This window comes from Pseudomonas versuta, assembly GCF_001294575.1.
GTDB lineage: Bacteria > Pseudomonadota > Gammaproteobacteria > Pseudomonadales > Pseudomonadaceae > Aquipseudomonas > Aquipseudomonas versuta.
This window is the reverse complement of sequence record NZ_CP012676.1, coordinates 662,307-678,242: the sequence shown is the minus strand read 5'-3', so window position 1 is coordinate 678,242 and position 15,936 is coordinate 662,307. Positions and strand designations below refer to the sequence as shown.

The window sequence follows — 15,936 nt, the reverse complement described above, 5'->3', positions numbered from 1 at the left end:
TGCCTTGGCGCAAAACCTGTGGGAGCCGGCTTGCTGGCGATGATGGCGCCTCGACCGGCTTGAGCCATCCGATGAGGCCATCGCTGGCAAGCCAGCTCCCACAGGTTGCAGCACGGTTTTCAGAGTCAGCGCTGCTTCAAGCGGTCGATCACCACCGCCAGCAACAGGATCGAGCCGCGAATCACATACTGGTAGAAGGTGTCGATGTTCTTGAGGTTCATCGCGTTTTCAATAATCGCCAGAATCAACACCCCGGCGATCACATGCCGGATCATCCCCACCCCACCGCTCAGCGATACCCCGCCCAGCACACAGGCCGAGATCACGGTCAGCTCGAAGCCCTGCCCGATCATGGGCTGGCCCGAGGTCATGCGCGAAGCCAGGATCACCCCGGCCAGCGCGCCAATCAGCCCGTGTACGGCGAAGATAATGATTTTGGTGCGGTCGACATTGACCCCCGCCAGCAGCGCCGCCTCCTGGTTGCCACCAATGGCCATGGTGTTGCGGCCATAGGTGGTGTAGTTGAGCAGCCAGCCAAAGAACAGGAAGCAGACGATGGTGATCAGGATCGGTACCGGTACGCCAAACACCTGGCCGTTACCAAAGACGTAAAACGCCTCCTGGGACACCCCTACTGCCTTGCCATTGGCAAAGATATACGCCAGCCCGCGCACGATCTGCATGGTCGCCAGGGTGGTGATCAGCGCATTGACCCGCAGCTTGGCGATGACGATGCCATTGATCAGGCCGACAATCAGACCCATGCCCAGTGCCGCGCTGACACCCAGAAAAACGCTGTCGGTGTCGCGCATGACCACCGCCGCCACCACGCCGGAGCAGGCAATCACCGATCCCACGGACAGATCGAAATGCCCCGACGCCAGGCAGTAGAGCATGGTGCAGGCAGCAATCCCGGTGGTGGAGATGGCCAGGCCCAGGCCACGCATGTTGAGCGGCGACAGGAAGTTGTCGATCAGCAAGGTGCAGAGCAGAAAAATCGCAAACGCCGCCAGCAACATGACCCAGTCGTCGAGAAAGCGGCGCATGTCGAGTTTTTTGCGGGGTGTCGGCAGTGTCGAATCTTGGGTTGTCATACAAACCTCTCAGTGGGTCACGCCGTTAGCCGCGCTGGCGGGGCAAGGCCATTTGCAACAGGTTCGATTCATTGGCCCGGGCTCGCGGCAGTTCACCGCTGACCGCGCCTTCGCACAAAACCAGAATGCGGTCGCTGATCCCCAGCACCTCCATCAGGTCGCTGGACACCACGATCACCGCAATGCCGCTGGCTGCCAGGCTGTGAATGATCTGGTAGATCTCGGCTTTGGCGCCGATATCGATGCCCCGAGTCGGCTCGTCAAGCAGCAACACTTTCATCGGCATCGACAGCCAGCGCCCGAGGATGGCTTTTTGCTGATTGCCCCCGGACAGGTACATGATTTTCTGCGACGCGGTCGGAGTCTTCACATTCAGGGCACGGATCTGCCGGTCGGCGTTGCTGCGCTCCCACTCGCTGTGCAACAGGCAACCCAGGGTGGAATGGGCGCCACGGGCACTGATGTTGATGTTCTCCGCGACGCTGGCCAAAGGAATGATGCCTTCCTTTTTACGGTCCTCCGGGCATAGCAGCACCCCGGCAGCAATTGCATCCCGGGGCGAACGCAGCTTGAGTGCAACGCCTTGCAGCTCTACCTGGCCGCCGCTGTGACGGGCCAGCCCGCCGAGCAGGCGTAACAGTTCGGTACGCCCGGCGCCCACCAGCCCGAACAGGCCGAGAATCTCGCCTTTGTGCACCTCAAAACTCACCGGCTCGCGCAGCCCCGGCCCGAGCAAGCGGTCGACCTTGAGTGCCACTTCGCCACATTCACGGGGGCGATAGTCATAAATATCCTGAATGTCGCGACCGACCATGCAGGTCACCAACTGGTCATGGCTCAGCTCACTCATGTGCTCGAAGGTGCGCACATAGCGACCATCCTTGAACACAGTGACCGCGTTGCAGATGCGGAATACTTCTTCCATGCGGTGAGAGACATAGAGCACCACTTTGCCTTCGTCACGCAGGCGCTCGATGATGGTCATCAGGCGGTCGATTTCCCGCGCCGAGAGGCTGCTGGTGGGTTCATCGAAAGCAATGACATGGGCCCCGCGGGACAGTGCCTTGGCGATTTCCACCAGTTGGCGCTGGCCCAGCGACAAGCGGGCAACCTTCTCCTGCGGGTCGATTTCATCCCCCAGGCCCTTGAGCAACTGCAGGGCATTGCGCCGCAATTCCCCGCGTTTGATCAGGCCAAAACGCGCCGGCAGGTGGCCGAGAAACAGGTTCTCGGCCACGCTCATTTCCGGCACCAGATGCAGCTCCTGATGGATCACCGCGACCCGATTGGCGATGCTTTCAGCGGTAGATTTGAAGACCAGCAATTGCTCGCCGATCTGCAAGTTGCCGCTGCTTGGGGTGTAGGCACCGCCAAGAATTTTCAACAGGGTGGATTTACCGGCACCGTTCTCGCCCATCAGCGCATGCACCTGGCCGGGATGGGCGACAAAGCTGATATTGGCCAGCGCCTGGACCCCGGGGAAATGCTTGCCGATGCCATTGAAGCGCAGGCTGTGGGTGTTGCTCGTCAGTGCTGAAGTGGCTAATGGCTGCTGCATAGTGACCTCGACTCAATTCCACAAACCGATCTTGGTCAGCTCTTCCTGGAAGTTGTCCCGGGTAATCAGCGTTACTTCGTCCATAGCTGTATACAACGGCGGTTCTTTGCCTTCGGTGATCCACTCAAACATCATGGTCGCCGTCTTGTAGCCTTCGATATGCGGGCTTGGCAGCATGGAGCCGTAGAAACCGCTGTTGGCCTTTTTCAGTTCGCCAATGGCGTCGGTGCCGTTGATGCCGATCCCGATGACATTGGCAGCGGCGAAACCGGCGCTTTCCGTGGCCCGCACTCCGCCGAGCACGGTGCTGTCGTTCATGCCGCCAATAATCAGGTTTTTCGCGCCGCCGGGCAGTTTGACCAATGCCGAGTTGGTGGCATCCATGCTGCCGGGGACGTCGAGGGTTTTAAGCGCCGAGTACAGAATGTGATCATCCGTCAGGCCCGCGTCCTTGAGAGATTTGACCGAGCCGTCGGTGCGTTTTTTACCGGTATCCAGTTCATTAAAGGTGTTGATCACGGCGTAGGTGTCGTTCCAGTCCCAGTTGCGTTTTTTCGCTTCGGCGACCATCGCATTGCCCTGTTTCTGGCCGACTTCGAACGCCGCCATGCCCAGGTACGGCACCTCTTGCATAAACTTACCGTTGGCATCGACAAAGCGGTCATCGACGGCGATCACTTTCAAACCATTGGCCTTGGCCTTGGCCATGATCGCCGGGCCCAGGCCGACATCCGGCGGGCAGATGACAAAGCCCTGGGCGCCGTTGGCCGCCAGGCTGTCGATGGCCGACAGGGTCTTCTCACCATCCGGCACGGCGATTTTGATCAGCTCGAAGCCTTTGTCCTTGGCGGCCTTTTCTGCGAACACCCACTCGGTCTGGAACCAGGGCTCTTCTGCCTGTTTGACCAGAAAGCCGATCTTGACCGGGTCACCCGCCAGCAAAGCACTGCTCAGACTCAATGCAGTAGCCGCCAGGGCTGCGCAGCACAGGCTACGAATGATGGGACGACGGTTCATGGCAAACTCCTTGTTGTTATTTTTAAAGTGTTTGAAAACCTGACAGGTCGGGCCATTGCCTTAATCGTGGTAAAGCACCGAGCGCCCGCCATCGATGGTGATGCAGGACGCATTGATGAACGGCGCCTCATCGCTGGCCAGGAACACCGCAGTCATGGCCACTTCCAGCGGCTGGCCTATACGCCGTGGCGGATGCAGATCAAGGGCCCGTTGGCGCTCGGCATGGGGATCGGCGAAACCGTTCCAGTAATCGACGTTGAGCTGGGTCTCGATGTAGCCGGGGGCGATGGCGTTGACGCGGATGCCTTTGGGCGCGTACTCGATGCCCAGCGCGCGGGTGAGCCCCAGCAGGCCGTGCTTGGCCACCGGGTACGGGAAGCAGCCCGGAATGATGTGGCTGGAGTGGGTGGAGGCAATGTTGATGATGCTGCCGACGCCCTGCTCGATCATCTGTGGCAATACCGCCTTGCAGCCATACCAGGCGCCATCCAGATCGATGGCGAAACAGCGGCGCCAGTCGTCCTCGGTCATTTCCAGCGGATCGCGAAACACATTGACCCCGGCGCAATTGACCAGCACATCGACCCGGCCATGCAACTCCATGGCCAGCGCGACCATGGCATGCAGATCAGCCTGGCGCGACACGTCGGCCTTGATGGCCTGCACATCGCCCCCTTGCTCACGCCAATGGGCGGCGACTTTCTCGACCTTTTCGGCCTGGATATCGCTGATGACCATTTTCGCCTGTTGCGAGACGAAGCTGGCAACGATCGCCTCGCCAATGCCCTGAGCGGCGCCGGTGAGCACCACCACCTTGTTTTTCAGGCGCTCTCCACGGGGCGGCGCGGGTACCGGCGGCAAGGAAAGGGCTTCAGCCATGGATCAAAACTCCAAAAAAAAGGCACGACGAAAGCCGGACATCTGTCGATGGCCGGCTTAGAAACCTTGGGTATGGGGGAGTCACACGGGCGCGCAGGGGAATCCTGGGATATCTGGGCATCACTTCACCTGTTTTATTTTTTTAGTGTGAGTGCGTGGAGCTGATGCCGACTATAAACCCGGAAACGGGAAAGTCTCAATATATAATTTTGCGTCCCATATACAGGGATTAAATATGAGTATCTGTAGGAGCGAGCTTGCTCGCGAGCTCTTAAAAGGCTCGCGAGCCAAGAGCTCGCTCCTACAATAAGGAAGGGTTAACCGCCGATGATTTTCATCACAGTGGCGCCGCCCGAGAAGGCGACGTCCTGCTTGTCACCCAGGGCTTTGACCAGCAGGCTTTGCAGCGCTGGCAGGGCCTGGTGGCGGGGCTTGTTCAGGAGATCGCCGACATAGTGGCGATTGCTCGACGACAGGCAGCCGTGCAGCCACCCGGTGGACGACAGCCGCAGCCGCGAGCAGGTGCGGCAGAACGGGACACTTTCGTTGGCAATCACACCGAAGTGACCGAACCCCGGGATCTGATAACGCACCGCCGTGGCATCAACCGGTGCATCGGCCTGCAGGTATTCGTAGCGCTCGCCAATCAGCGACAACAGTTGTTGCAGGCTGACGAACTGTTGCAGGAAGGCGTTGCCATCACTGGCCAGATGCCCCATGCGCATCAATTCGATAAAGCGCAACTCGTAGCCGCGCTCAAGGCAGTAGCCCAGTAGCGGCATTACCTGGTCCAGGTTCTGCCCGCGCAACGGCACCATGTTGACCTTGATTTTGATTCCCGCGGCGCTGGCCTGCTGCATGCCGTCGAGCACTGTCGGCAAGTCGCCGCCCCGGGCAATGCTGCGGAACGCAACAGGGTCCAGGGTATCAAGGGAGACGTTAAGACGGCGTATCCCGGCGTCCACCAGCAGCGGCAATTTTCGCGCAAGCAATTGGCCGTTGGTGGTCAGGCTGATATCACTCAAGCCCAACTGGCCCACTGCACGCATAAAGGTTTCGAGTTTGGGACTGACCAGCGGTTCGCCGCCAGTGATACGCAAGCGCTCGATGCCTGCGGCTTCGATCAGGTAGGCCACGCCGCGCACCATGGCCTCGGCCGACAGTTCATCCTGCGCTGCTACCAGCCGCTTGCCGTTGGGCACGCAGTAGGTACAGGCATAGTTGCAGGCAGACGTCAGACTGATACGCAAATTGCGAAAACGTCTGCCTTGGCGATCAACAATCATGGATGACTCCGGCACGGGGAATATAAAGCGCGCCAAAACTTGACTCAGAACTCAAGTTTTGGCAAGCCCCAGAACCGAGTATAAGCCTGACAGGGTTACTCGACAGCCGGGGTATCCGTATCACGTTTGCGCTTGTTGCCCATGCGCACGCCGATATCCATCAGGAACTGGAAGAACCCTTCCTGGTCTTCCAGCACATTGCTCCAGAACGGCGAGTGATACAGCGCTACCGCGCCGTGCACCAGCGCCCAGGCCGCGCAATAGTGGAAGTACGGCGGCACGTCTTCGAGCTTGCCTTCGCTGATGCGGCCCTTGATCAACAGGGTCAGGCGCTCAAAGTTTGAAGCGCGGATCTTGTGCAGCTCTTCCACCAGTTCAGGCACCTGATTGCCTTTGACGACCTTTTCTTCAAGGCGGTCAAACAACCGGTAGCGCTGAGGGTCACGCATGCGAAATTCGAAGTAGGCACGCGACAGCGCCTCTTTGTCTTTATCAACGTCAGCGGAATGCAGCAGCTCATTCAAATCACGCTCGTAGTCGAGCATCAGGCGCAGATAGATCTCGGCCTTGGACTTGAAATGCTTGTAAATCGTGCCTTTGCCGATACCTACGGCATCAGCAATCATCTCGACGGTGACGCTGTCTTCACCAAGTTCGAGGAACAGCTTGAGCGCGGTATCGAGAATTTCTTGCTCGCGGCGACGAAACTCACGGACCTTACGGGGTTCTTTATGCATAAGAAAAGGTCTGTTCGGGTCAAAATCGAAGCGCAGTATTATGCATTAGTCACGCTAAATTGCACGGACCATCCTGCGGATAACGTTTGACGATGAATTCATATCAACAATATGAGCACTCAAACGAATTACGAGTATTCCAAATCTGTTTAAAAAATGATCAATCGCGACTGGACGTTCAACAAACCTGACCAATACTTAGGGTGTCGGCGCGACATCCCCCCCAAGTGTTTCGCCGACCAAGGCAACAATGGAGTGTAGGCCTTTGTTTTACTCCTAATGGTCTTAACCCGGATTCCCCAGAGTCCGGGTTTTTTTTTGCCACTCACTGTAGGAGCGAGCTTTTGTTTCACATTGAACAGCTCGCGCCTGCAGTGTGTTGGGGCTAGCCCTGAACCCGGGCCTGGGGGAACAGGCGCTTGAAGTTTTCGGTGGTCTGCTCGGCAAAACGCTCGTAGGACTCACCGCGCAACATGGCCAGGAACTCGGCGACTTCACGTACGTATTGCGGCAGGTTCGGCTTGCCACGATAGGGAATCGGCGCCAGATAAGGCGAGTCGGTCTCAACCAGCAGACGATCAGCCGGCACTTTGCTGGCCACATCACGCAGGGCGTCGGCATTACGGAAGGTCACAATGCCCGACAATGAAATGTAATACCCCATGTCCAGGGCGGCTTTAGCCATATCCCAGTCTTCAGTGAAGCAATGCAACACGCCGGCATTGGGCAGCGCCGCTTCACGCAGCATGGCCAGAGTATCGGCGCGTGCTCCGCGGGTATGGATCACTACCGGCTTGCCGGTCTGCTGGGCCGCTTCCAGGTGGACCCGGAACGACAGCTGCTGTAATTGCGCGGCCTCTGGCTCGTAGTGGTAATCCAGGCCGGTTTCGCCAATGGCTACCACGCGCGGGTGATTCAGCTCGCTCAACAGCCAGTCCAGCGCCGGCGCAGCACCGGGCTGCACATCCAGCGGGTGGACACCTACCGAGCAATCGACATCGGCATAGCGATCCGCCAGGGCTTTGACATCACCGGCGTTATCGGCACTCACGCCGATGCACAGAAAATGCCCGACCCCGCGCTGGCGGGCGGCTTCAAGGGCTGCATCCAGCGAGCCGTCGTGGGCGCTCAGATCAAGGCGATCGAGGTGGCAATGGGAGTCTACGAGCATACAAAAATCACCTGCTTAACCATTCAATCAAATCAACGCTGGCCGGGCAGACTCGCCCACTGCACCAGTAATGCCTCAAGCAACAACACCCGGTTGAGGTTGGCTTTGCTCAGCACTTTTTGCCGTTGCGCAAGAATCCAGTCCTGAATATTCAGCACCTTGTCCTGCGGGGTTTTCTGCGCCAGGTATTGCAACACTTTGCGCATATCTTCCAGACCAAGGCCGGACTCGTCCTGGGTCAATTGATAACGCAGGATCAAACTCGACCAGTCGCAAAACCAGTCAAACAGCAGCAGCAACGGTATGGCATTCCAGCTTTCAGCCAATTGCGTTGCTGACAGCTCGCGCTTCAACAGTTTCTTTACCCCGGCCACTACCGTAGCCCGCTGTTCACGCACGCCTTGTGCCTGCAGCTTGACAGCGGCCAGGGGTGAACCCGCGGCCAGGGTCAGCAACTCGACCCGCTCTTCGCTGCTGCACTGGGGCAACGCCCCGGCCAGCCACTCAAGGCTCATGGCTTGGCCCGGCAGTGGACAGGCCTGCTGCACGCAACGGCTGCGGATGGTCGGCAACAGGCGACTGGACTGGTGGCTGACCAACAACAGAATGGTGTTGCCGGACGGCTCTTCAAGGCTTTTGAGCAAGGCGTTGGCGGCGTTGATGTTCATCGCCTCGACCGGCTCGACCAATACCACTTTGCGCCCTCCCAGCTGTGCGGTTTGCACCACAAAACTGACCAGATCCCGCACCTGGTCGACCTTGATTGCCTTGTCGGCCTCTTCGGGTTCCAGGATGTAGTTGTCGGGATGGCTGCCCGCCGCCAGTAACGAGCAAGACTTGCACGCCCCGCAAGCTTCAAGCCCGACCGGCTGCTTGCACAGCAGGCTGGCCATCAGCCGCTCGGCCAGCGCGCGCTTGCCGATGCCCGCAGGCCCGTGCAGCAGGTAGGCGTGAGCATGCTGGGCACGCCCGGCCATTTGCTGCCACAGGCTGTCTTGCCACGGATAGGCCTCAGCCACGGTACAAATCCAGCAGTTCCGGCAGCAAGGCATCCAGCTGCAGTTGAACGTTTTCCAGTGACTGGGCGGCATCTACCAGGCGATAACGCGCGGGTTCTGCCTCGGCGCGTTTGAGGTAAGTGCTGCGCACCGCGTCAAAGAACGTGCGGCCTTCCTGCTCGAAGCGGTCAAGCCGGCCACGGGCGCTGGCCCGGGCCATGCCGACTTCAATCGGCAGATCAAAGATCAGGGTCAGGTCCGGGCGCAATGAACCTTGCACGAAGGTTTCGAGGCTGGCGATGCGCTCTTGTGACAAACCGCGGCCACCCCCTTGATAAGCGTAGGTGGCGTCGGTGAAGCGATCGCACAGCACCACGGTGCCGCGGGCCAGTGCCGGGCGAATCACTTCGGCCAGATGCTGGGCACGGGCGGCGAACACCAGCAGCAGCTCGGTGTCGGCACACATGGCTTCATCGCTGGGTGCCAGCAGCAGCTCGCGAATCCGCTCGGCCAGTGGCGTGCCGCCGGGCTCGCGGGTCAGTACCACGTCGATACCGGCGCTGCGCAGGCGCTCGGCCAGGTATTCGCGATTGGTGCTTTTGCCCGCGCCTTCGGGACCTTCCAGGGTAATAAACAAGCCAGTCACAGGCAGCAATCCTTAATCAGTGTCATTGCGGGCTTTGCGGCTCGACCGCAGGGCTCGCCGGTTCGGCAGCAGGTGTCGGTGCAGGACTTGAACGGTAGTCGGCCCGACGCTTGATCTGGAACTCGCGCACGGCATTGTTGTGCGCATCCAGATCATCGGAAAATGTGTGGCTACCATCGCCCTTGGCGACAAAGTACAGGCTGCTGCCGTCGACCGGATGCAAGGCGGCATGAATCGCTTCACGCCCGACCATGGCAATCGGCGTCGGCGGCAAACCGGGAATGGTATAGGTGTTGTACGGCGTGGGCTCACGCAGATGGCTGCGAGTGAGCTTGCCGTTGTAGCGCTCGCCCAACCCGTAGATGACGGTCGGATCAGTTTGCAGCGGCATGCCGATTTTCATACGGCGCACAAATACCCCGGCAATCTGCCCGCGTTCCTGGGGAACTCCGGTTTCTTTCTCTACCAGCGAGGCCATGATCAGCGCCTGGTACGGGTCGGCATAGGGCACGCCAGGGTCACGCTGTTCCCACTCTTGTGCCAGCACTTTCTCCAGACGGTTGTAGGACTTCTCGAGAAGTTGCGCGTCGGTCATGCCTCGCACGAAGCGATAGGTGTCCGGAAAGAATCGGCCTTCCGGAAACTCCCCGGGGTGCCCGAGTTTGGCCATGACTTCGCTGTCGCTTAAACCGTCGAGGGTCTGCTCGATTTTTTCATGCTTTGCCAGGGCACTGCGTACCTGGCGAAAGTTCCAGCCTTCGACCAGGGTCAGGCTGTATTGCACCACTTCGCCACGCTGCCACACACCAATCAGGTCCTGGGCGGTCATGCCGGGGGTCATGCGGTATTCACCGCTGTGCAGAGGCTGGCCCTCAAGATTGAAGCGCCAGTACAGACGCAGCCAGAAAGCATCGTCCAGTGTGCCTTCGGCTTCCAGACGATTGAAGGTGCCGGTCGGGGTCGCGCCTGGCGGTACGTCGAGCAGTTGCTCTTGTGTCAGGTTGAGCGGTTGGTCCAGCGCCGAATTGAGCTTCCAGGCGCTGGCGCCCAGCAGTAATCCGGCCAGCACCAGACCTGTCTCCAGCAGCACCAAGAATTTACGTTTCACGAATCAAACATCCAATAGGGTGCGAGCAATGCCTTGCAGTTTACGGGTGAGCGGCCCCACCGGCCAGCTCAGGTCTGCAAACGCGCGAACAGGCCAGATGCCATATACGCTGTTGCAGAGAAAGAGTTCATCGGCCTGCTGCAACTGCGCCAGGCTGATGTCAGTGACATGACAAGGGATGCCCAACTGCCCGGCTTCAGCCAGCAGCGCAGCGCGCATGACACCGGCCACACCGCAGCGTTGCAGGTCGGCGGTCAGCAAGGCCCCGTTGCGAACCAGAAACAGGTTGCTGAACACGCCTTCAATGACCCGCCCTGACGTGTCGCGCATCAAGCCCTCGGCATAGGCCGGGTCTTGCCATTCAGAGCGCGCGATCACCTGTTCCAGACGGTTGAGGTGTTTGAGCCCCGCCAACAGCGGCTGCTCGGCCAGACGGGTGGCACAGTCAAACAGCTGAACGCCCTGCTCGGCATGCGCCTGCGGGTAAGCAGCAGCCGGACTGGCTTGCAGAATTCTTCGAGGATGAGCCTCGGGGCAGGCGCCGTAACCGCGCAGACTGTCGCCACGGGTCAGGATGAGCTTGAGGACGCCCTCGCCCATTGCTTTTGCATAGGCCAGCAATTCGCTGCGGATCAATGACATGTCCGCAGCAATTGCCAGTCGGGTACAACCGAGTGCCAGACGCTGCAGATGCAGGTCCAGCAGCAGCGGTTTGCCAGCCTTGACGGCGATGGTCTCGAACAGACCATCGCCGTAGGCCAGCCCACGGTCCTTGAGCGACGCCAAAGCGTTCGCCGGCCGACCGTCGACCCAGCTCTGCATCAGTCGGTGAACCGGCGGAACACCAACGAGCCGTTGGTACCGCCAAAGCCGAATGAGTTGGACAGCACTACGTCGATCGGCATTTCGCGCGCCTTGTGCGGCACGAAGTCGAGGTCGCAGCCTTCATCCGGTTCGTCGAGGTTGATGGTTGGCGGGGCAATCTGGCTGTTGATCGCCAGCACGCTGAAGATAGCCTCTACCGCGCCGGCAGCACCCAGCAAGTGACCGGTCATGGACTTGGTCGAACTTACTGCCATGTTGTAGGCGTGATCGCCAAACACCGACTTGATCGCCGACACTTCTGCCAGGTCACCCGCAGGGGTCGACGTGCCATGGGCGTTGATGTATTGCACTTGATCGCCGTTTATTTTGGCGTCGCGCAAGGCGTTGGTGATGCAGCGTGCAGCACCCGCACCGTCAGCCGGAGGCGAGGTCATGTGATACGCGTCACCACTCATGCCAAAGCCGATCAGCTCAGCGTAAATGGTCGCACCACGAGCCTTGGCATGCTCAAGCTCTTCAAGCACCAGCGCACCGGCACCATCAGAAAGCACAAAGCCGTCACGGCCTTTGTCCCAGGGACGGCTGGCTCGCGCCGGGTCGTCGTTGCGGGTCGACAGCGCACGCGAGGCGCCAAAGCCACCCATGCCCAGACCACATGCGGCCATTTCGGCACCACCGGCAATCATCACGTCGGCTTCGCCGTAAGCAATATTGCGCGCCGCCATGCCGATGCAGTGCGTACCCGTGGTACACGCTGTAGAAATGGCGTAGTTGGGGCCCTGCGTACCCAAATGGATAGACAGAAACCCGGAAATCATATTGATGATCGAACCTGGCACAAAAAACGGAGAAATCCGTCGCGGGCCTTGCTCGTGCAGGGTACGACTGGTCTCTTCGATATTGGTCAAACCACCAATACCGGACCCCATTGCCACACCGATGCGCTCACGATTGGCATCTGTGACTTCCAGGCCGGAATTACGCACAGCCTGAAACCCGGCGGCCAGACCGTATTGAATAAACAGGTCAAGTTTTCGGGACTCTTTGACGGAGAGGTAATCCTCAACGTTAAAACCCTGTACCGAGCCGCCAAAACGGGTGGAATAGGCAGAAAGATCCGTGTGTTCGATCAGACCAATGCCACTTCGGCCTGCCAGAATGCCTTGCCAGGAGCTTGGTACATCTGCACCCAGTGGCGACAACATCCCCATACCGGTGACTACGACGCGTCTACGCGACACAGCACTCTCCTTTATTCTATTGACGACACTTTGCCTCACACCTAAAGAAAAAACCGCACGCCAGAGCGGCAGTGCGGTTTTTCCATAACAGCGAGCAACGATTACAAGCAATTAAGCCTGGTGGTTAGTCACGTAATCGATAGCAGCTTGTACGGTCGTGATCTTTTCAGCTTCTTCGTCAGGAATTTCAGTCTCGAATTCCTCTTCAAGAGCCATCACAAGCTCAACGGTGTCAAGGGAGTCGGCACCCAGGTCTTCAACGAAGGAAGCAGTGTTTACTACTTCTTCTTCTTTAACGCCCAGTTGCTCGGCTACGATTTTCTTGACGCGCTCTTCGATGGTGCTCATACCTTGTTTTCACTCCTAATGGACAAATTCAGGCAGCTGGCCAGCGGGCAAGTGTATCGAAAGACTTTTCAGTTTTTCAACTGAAAGCTTTGCACTCATCCCTCAACGACCCTCTGCCTATAAATAGATTGCAGCTTTATAACGGATTTTAGACAGCTCGTATGACATTTTTTTGAAGCAATCCGTCACATTTAACTCATGTACATCCCGCCGTTGACCGGGATTGTAGCTCCGGTCACGTAGGCTGCACCGTCGGAAGCCAGGAAAGAGACCACGTTTGCAATCTCTTGGGCCTGGCCCAAACGGCCCAGCGGAATCTGTGTCAGCAAGGCTTCACGCTGTGCTTCTGGCAACTCACGGGTCATATCGGTATCGATAAACCCTGGTGCTACCGAGTTGACAGTAATCGAGCGCGAACCCACTTCACGTGCCAGCGCACGACTGAAACCTTCCAGGCCAGCCTTGGCGGCGGCATAGTTTACTTGGCCTGCGTTGCCCATGGCACCCACAACAGAGCCAATACTGATAATTCGTCCCCAACGGGCCTTGGTCATGCCGCGCAAAACACCCTTGGACAGGCGAAACAGACTGTTCAAGTTGGTGTCGACGACGTCATGCCATTCGTCATTTTTCATCCGCATCATCAGGTTATCGCGGGTGATACCGGCATTATTGACCAGGATTGCCGGCGCACCGAACTGCTCCTGGATGCTGTTCAGCACCGCAGCAACTGATTCATCGCTGGTAACATTAAGTTCCATGCCAGTGCCCTGAACACCGTGTTCTTTCAGGGTGGCAGCAATGCGCTCTGCACCGGCTTGCGACGTAGCAGTGCCGATTACAACGGCGCCCTGACGACCCAATTCCAGAGCAATAGCCTGGCCTATACCACGGCTGGCACCTGTTACCAGTGCAACTTTACCTTGCAAGCTCATGCAGGCTTCTCCTAATTCAGGCCAGTGCCGAACGCGCGGCGGCGAAGGCATCTGGGGTATTCAAGTTGTGAGTGGTTACGCCTTCAGCGCAACGTTTGCTGATGCCAACCAGGACCTTGCCCGGACCGCACTCAACCAAATCAACCGGACCGCTGGCTGCAAGCGCCTGCACCGACTCAACCCAGCGCACAGGCTTGTACAACTGCTCAAGCAGATCGCGCTTGAGGGTTTCCAGATCTTTCACTACCGCAGCGCTGACGTTCTGCACCAGCGGAATCTGCGGCGCTTGCCAGTCAATGGCTTGAATCGACTCGGCGAAGCGCTCTGCAGCTGGACGCATCAGCTCACAGTGCGAAGGTACGCTAACCGGTAACGGCAGCGCACGCTTGGCTCCAGCAGCCTTGCACAGCTCCATGGCGCGCTCGACAGCAGCCTTGGAACCGGCAATTACAACCTGGCCCGGCGAGTTGAAATTGACAGCACTGACTACTTCGCCCTGAGCAGCGTCTGCGCAGGCCTGCAGCACAACGGCGTCTTCGAGCCCCAGAATTGCCGCCATGGCGCCCTGACCAGCCGGAACAGCCTCTTGCATCAGCTGCCCACGACGCTCAACGAGTTTTACCGCATCTGCCAGGCTTAGGCAGCCGGCAGCAACCAGCGCGCTGTATTCGCCCAGGCTGTGACCTGCAACAAAATCCGGACGCTTGCCGCCTTCGGCCAACCACAGACGCCATAAGGCAATCGAGGCTGTCAAAATGGCTGGCTGGGTAATATCTGTTTGATTGAGCTTCTCAGCCGGACCCTCTTGGGTCACTGCCCACAGGTCGTAACCCAGAGCATCGGAAGCTTCTTTAAAGGTATCAATGACCAGCGGATGAGCCGCGCCCAGCTCGGCCAACATGCCGAGGGACTGCGAACCCTGCCCTGGAAAGACAAATGCGAGGGATGTAGACATGTAACAAGCCCCTAATGATCTTGTCGTCGGAGAATTGACGTCCTGCCGTGGCGGACGCAAGAAACTGACAGTTGGATGGCAGATTAGACCGAGCGGTCACATTTAAGCGCCCGGCCGGCAAAACGCCTACGGCAACAACCCTTCAAGGCGTCCATACAAACGCTTTGGCAGGTCTTCATGGATTTCAATCAGTGCGCGCTCTATTGCACTCTGAAAGCCCTGAGCACCTGCCGAACCGTGACTTTTGATAACAATGCCCTGCAACCCGAGAAAACTCGCCCCATTGTGCCGGGCGGGTGCCAGATCAGCCTGCAAACGTCGCATTAGCGGCAATGCCAGCGCACCGATAAAGCGACTGAACAGCGTGCGTTTGAAGACGGCCTGGATACGGCTCGAAATCATTGTCGCCAGACCTTCGCTGGACTTGAGCAAAATATTGCCGACAAACCCATCGCATACCACCACATCCGCCTCACCCCGATACACGCCGTCACCTTCAACAAAGCCGATGTAATTGAGCCCTGGTGCCGCCTGCAACAATGCTGCGGCCTCCTTGACCTGCTGGTTACCCTTAACGTCTTCGGTGCCGATATTGAGCAAGGCAACCCGCGGACGGAGAATACCCAGCGCCTGCGCCGCCACCGAGCCCATCACCGCAAACTGAAACAGCTGTGCGGCGGTGCAATCGACATTGGCCCCCAAATCCAGCAACTGACAGTAGCCGGTTTGAGTCGGGACGGCCGCCACCATTGCCGGACGATCAATCCCCGGCAAGGTCTTGAGCACATGCCGTGACAGCGCCATCAGCGCCCCGGTATTACCGGAGCTCACGCACGCCTGCACCTTGCCGTCACGCAACAACTCCAGCGCCACACGCATCGAAGAATCCGGCTTGCTGCGCAAAGCTTGCGAAGGCCGTTCATTCATGGCGATAACTTCTGAGGCAGGGGTAATAGTCAGGCGCGTACGATCTACAGCCGAATAGCTGGCAATCAGGTTTTCAAGTTCGGAGGGTTGACCGACGAGGGTCAGGTGTAACGAGGGAGTAGCAGACAGGCAAGCAATACATGCCTGAACAATGCTGCGGGGACCGAAGTCCCCGCCCATTGCGTCGATCGCGATGACCTGAACGGACAAG

At 58.7% G+C, this 15,936-nt stretch carries 16 protein-coding genes; all 16 read right to left on the bottom strand.

The window, feature by feature from the left end:
• Positions 1-125: 125 nt before the first annotated feature.
• On the bottom strand, positions 126-1,094 hold the full coding sequence (gene araH / locus AOC04_RS03205; protein WP_060691122.1) for an L-arabinose ABC transporter permease AraH: 969 nt from the start codon (positions 1,092-1,094) through the stop codon (positions 126-128).
• Positions 1,095-1,119: 25 nt separating this feature from the next.
• Positions 1,120-2,652, bottom strand: coding sequence for an L-arabinose ABC transporter ATP-binding protein AraG (gene araG / locus AOC04_RS03200; RefSeq protein ID WP_060691121.1), 1,533 nt, complete (start codon positions 2,650-2,652; stop codon positions 1,120-1,122).
• A gap of 12 nt (positions 2,653-2,664) precedes the next feature.
• Positions 2,665-3,669 (bottom strand): substrate-binding domain-containing protein, encoded by a 1,005-nt coding sequence (locus tag AOC04_RS03195; RefSeq protein ID WP_060691120.1) that lies wholly within the window; start codon positions 3,667-3,669, stop codon positions 2,665-2,667.
• A 60-nt stretch (positions 3,670-3,729) separates the two neighbouring features.
• Positions 3,730-4,548, bottom strand: coding sequence for an SDR family oxidoreductase (locus AOC04_RS03190; RefSeq protein WP_060691119.1), 819 nt, complete (start codon positions 4,546-4,548; stop codon positions 3,730-3,732).
• 317 nt (positions 4,549-4,865) lie between these two features.
• Complete coding sequence (locus AOC04_RS03185; protein ID WP_060691118.1) at positions 4,866-5,834, bottom strand: GTP 3',8-cyclase MoaA; 969 nt, start codon at positions 5,832-5,834, stop codon at positions 4,866-4,868.
• A gap of 95 nt (positions 5,835-5,929) precedes the next feature.
• A complete protein-coding gene (locus AOC04_RS03180) occupies positions 5,930-6,571 on the bottom strand; it encodes a TetR/AcrR family transcriptional regulator (RefSeq protein ID WP_060691117.1) in 642 nt (213 codons plus the stop codon).
• A 385-nt stretch (positions 6,572-6,956) separates the two neighbouring features.
• Positions 6,957-7,742: a TatD family hydrolase gene (locus AOC04_RS03175; RefSeq protein WP_060691116.1), complete on the bottom strand. Its 786-nt coding sequence runs from the start codon at positions 7,740-7,742 to the stop codon at positions 6,957-6,959.
• A gap of 32 nt (positions 7,743-7,774) precedes the next feature.
• A complete protein-coding gene (locus AOC04_RS03170; RefSeq protein ID WP_060691115.1) occupies positions 7,775-8,761 on the bottom strand; it encodes a DNA polymerase III subunit delta' in 987 nt (328 codons plus the stop codon).
• Positions 8,754-9,386 (bottom strand): dTMP kinase, encoded by a 633-nt coding sequence (gene tmk / locus AOC04_RS03165; RefSeq protein ID WP_060691114.1) that lies wholly within the window; start codon positions 9,384-9,386, stop codon positions 8,754-8,756. The genes AOC04_RS03170 and tmk overlap by 8 nt, the downstream gene beginning before the upstream one ends.
• A 22-nt stretch (positions 9,387-9,408) precedes the next feature.
• The gene (mltG, locus tag AOC04_RS03160) at positions 9,409-10,494 is read right to left on the bottom strand and encodes an endolytic transglycosylase MltG (protein WP_060691113.1); all 1,086 of its coding nucleotides are present in this window, start codon (positions 10,492-10,494) and stop codon (positions 9,409-9,411) included.
• Positions 10,495-10,497: 3 nt separating this feature from the next.
• Positions 10,498-11,316, bottom strand: a complete 819-nt coding sequence (gene pabC / locus AOC04_RS03155) for an aminodeoxychorismate lyase (protein ID WP_060691112.1) — start codon at positions 11,314-11,316, stop codon at positions 10,498-10,500.
• Positions 11,316-12,560: a beta-ketoacyl-ACP synthase II gene (gene fabF, locus AOC04_RS03150; RefSeq protein WP_060691111.1), complete on the bottom strand. Its 1,245-nt coding sequence runs from the start codon at positions 12,558-12,560 to the stop codon at positions 11,316-11,318. The genes pabC and fabF overlap by 1 nt, the downstream gene beginning before the upstream one ends.
• Before the next feature lie 111 nt (positions 12,561-12,671).
• Positions 12,672-12,908, bottom strand: coding sequence for an acyl carrier protein (gene acpP / locus AOC04_RS03145; RefSeq protein WP_003442511.1), 237 nt, complete (start codon positions 12,906-12,908; stop codon positions 12,672-12,674).
• A 191-nt stretch (positions 12,909-13,099) separates the two neighbouring features.
• Complete coding sequence (gene fabG, locus AOC04_RS03140) at positions 13,100-13,843, bottom strand: 3-oxoacyl-ACP reductase FabG (protein WP_060691110.1); 744 nt, start codon at positions 13,841-13,843, stop codon at positions 13,100-13,102.
• A 16-nt stretch (positions 13,844-13,859) separates the two neighbouring features.
• Complete coding sequence (fabD, locus tag AOC04_RS03135; RefSeq protein WP_073508816.1) at positions 13,860-14,798, bottom strand: ACP S-malonyltransferase; 939 nt, start codon at positions 14,796-14,798, stop codon at positions 13,860-13,862.
• A 126-nt stretch (positions 14,799-14,924) separates the two neighbouring features.
• Entirely contained in the window at positions 14,925-15,935 is a 1,011-nt protein-coding gene (plsX, locus tag AOC04_RS03130; protein WP_060691108.1) for a phosphate acyltransferase PlsX, read from the bottom strand.
• Position 15,936: the final 1 nt, after the last annotated feature.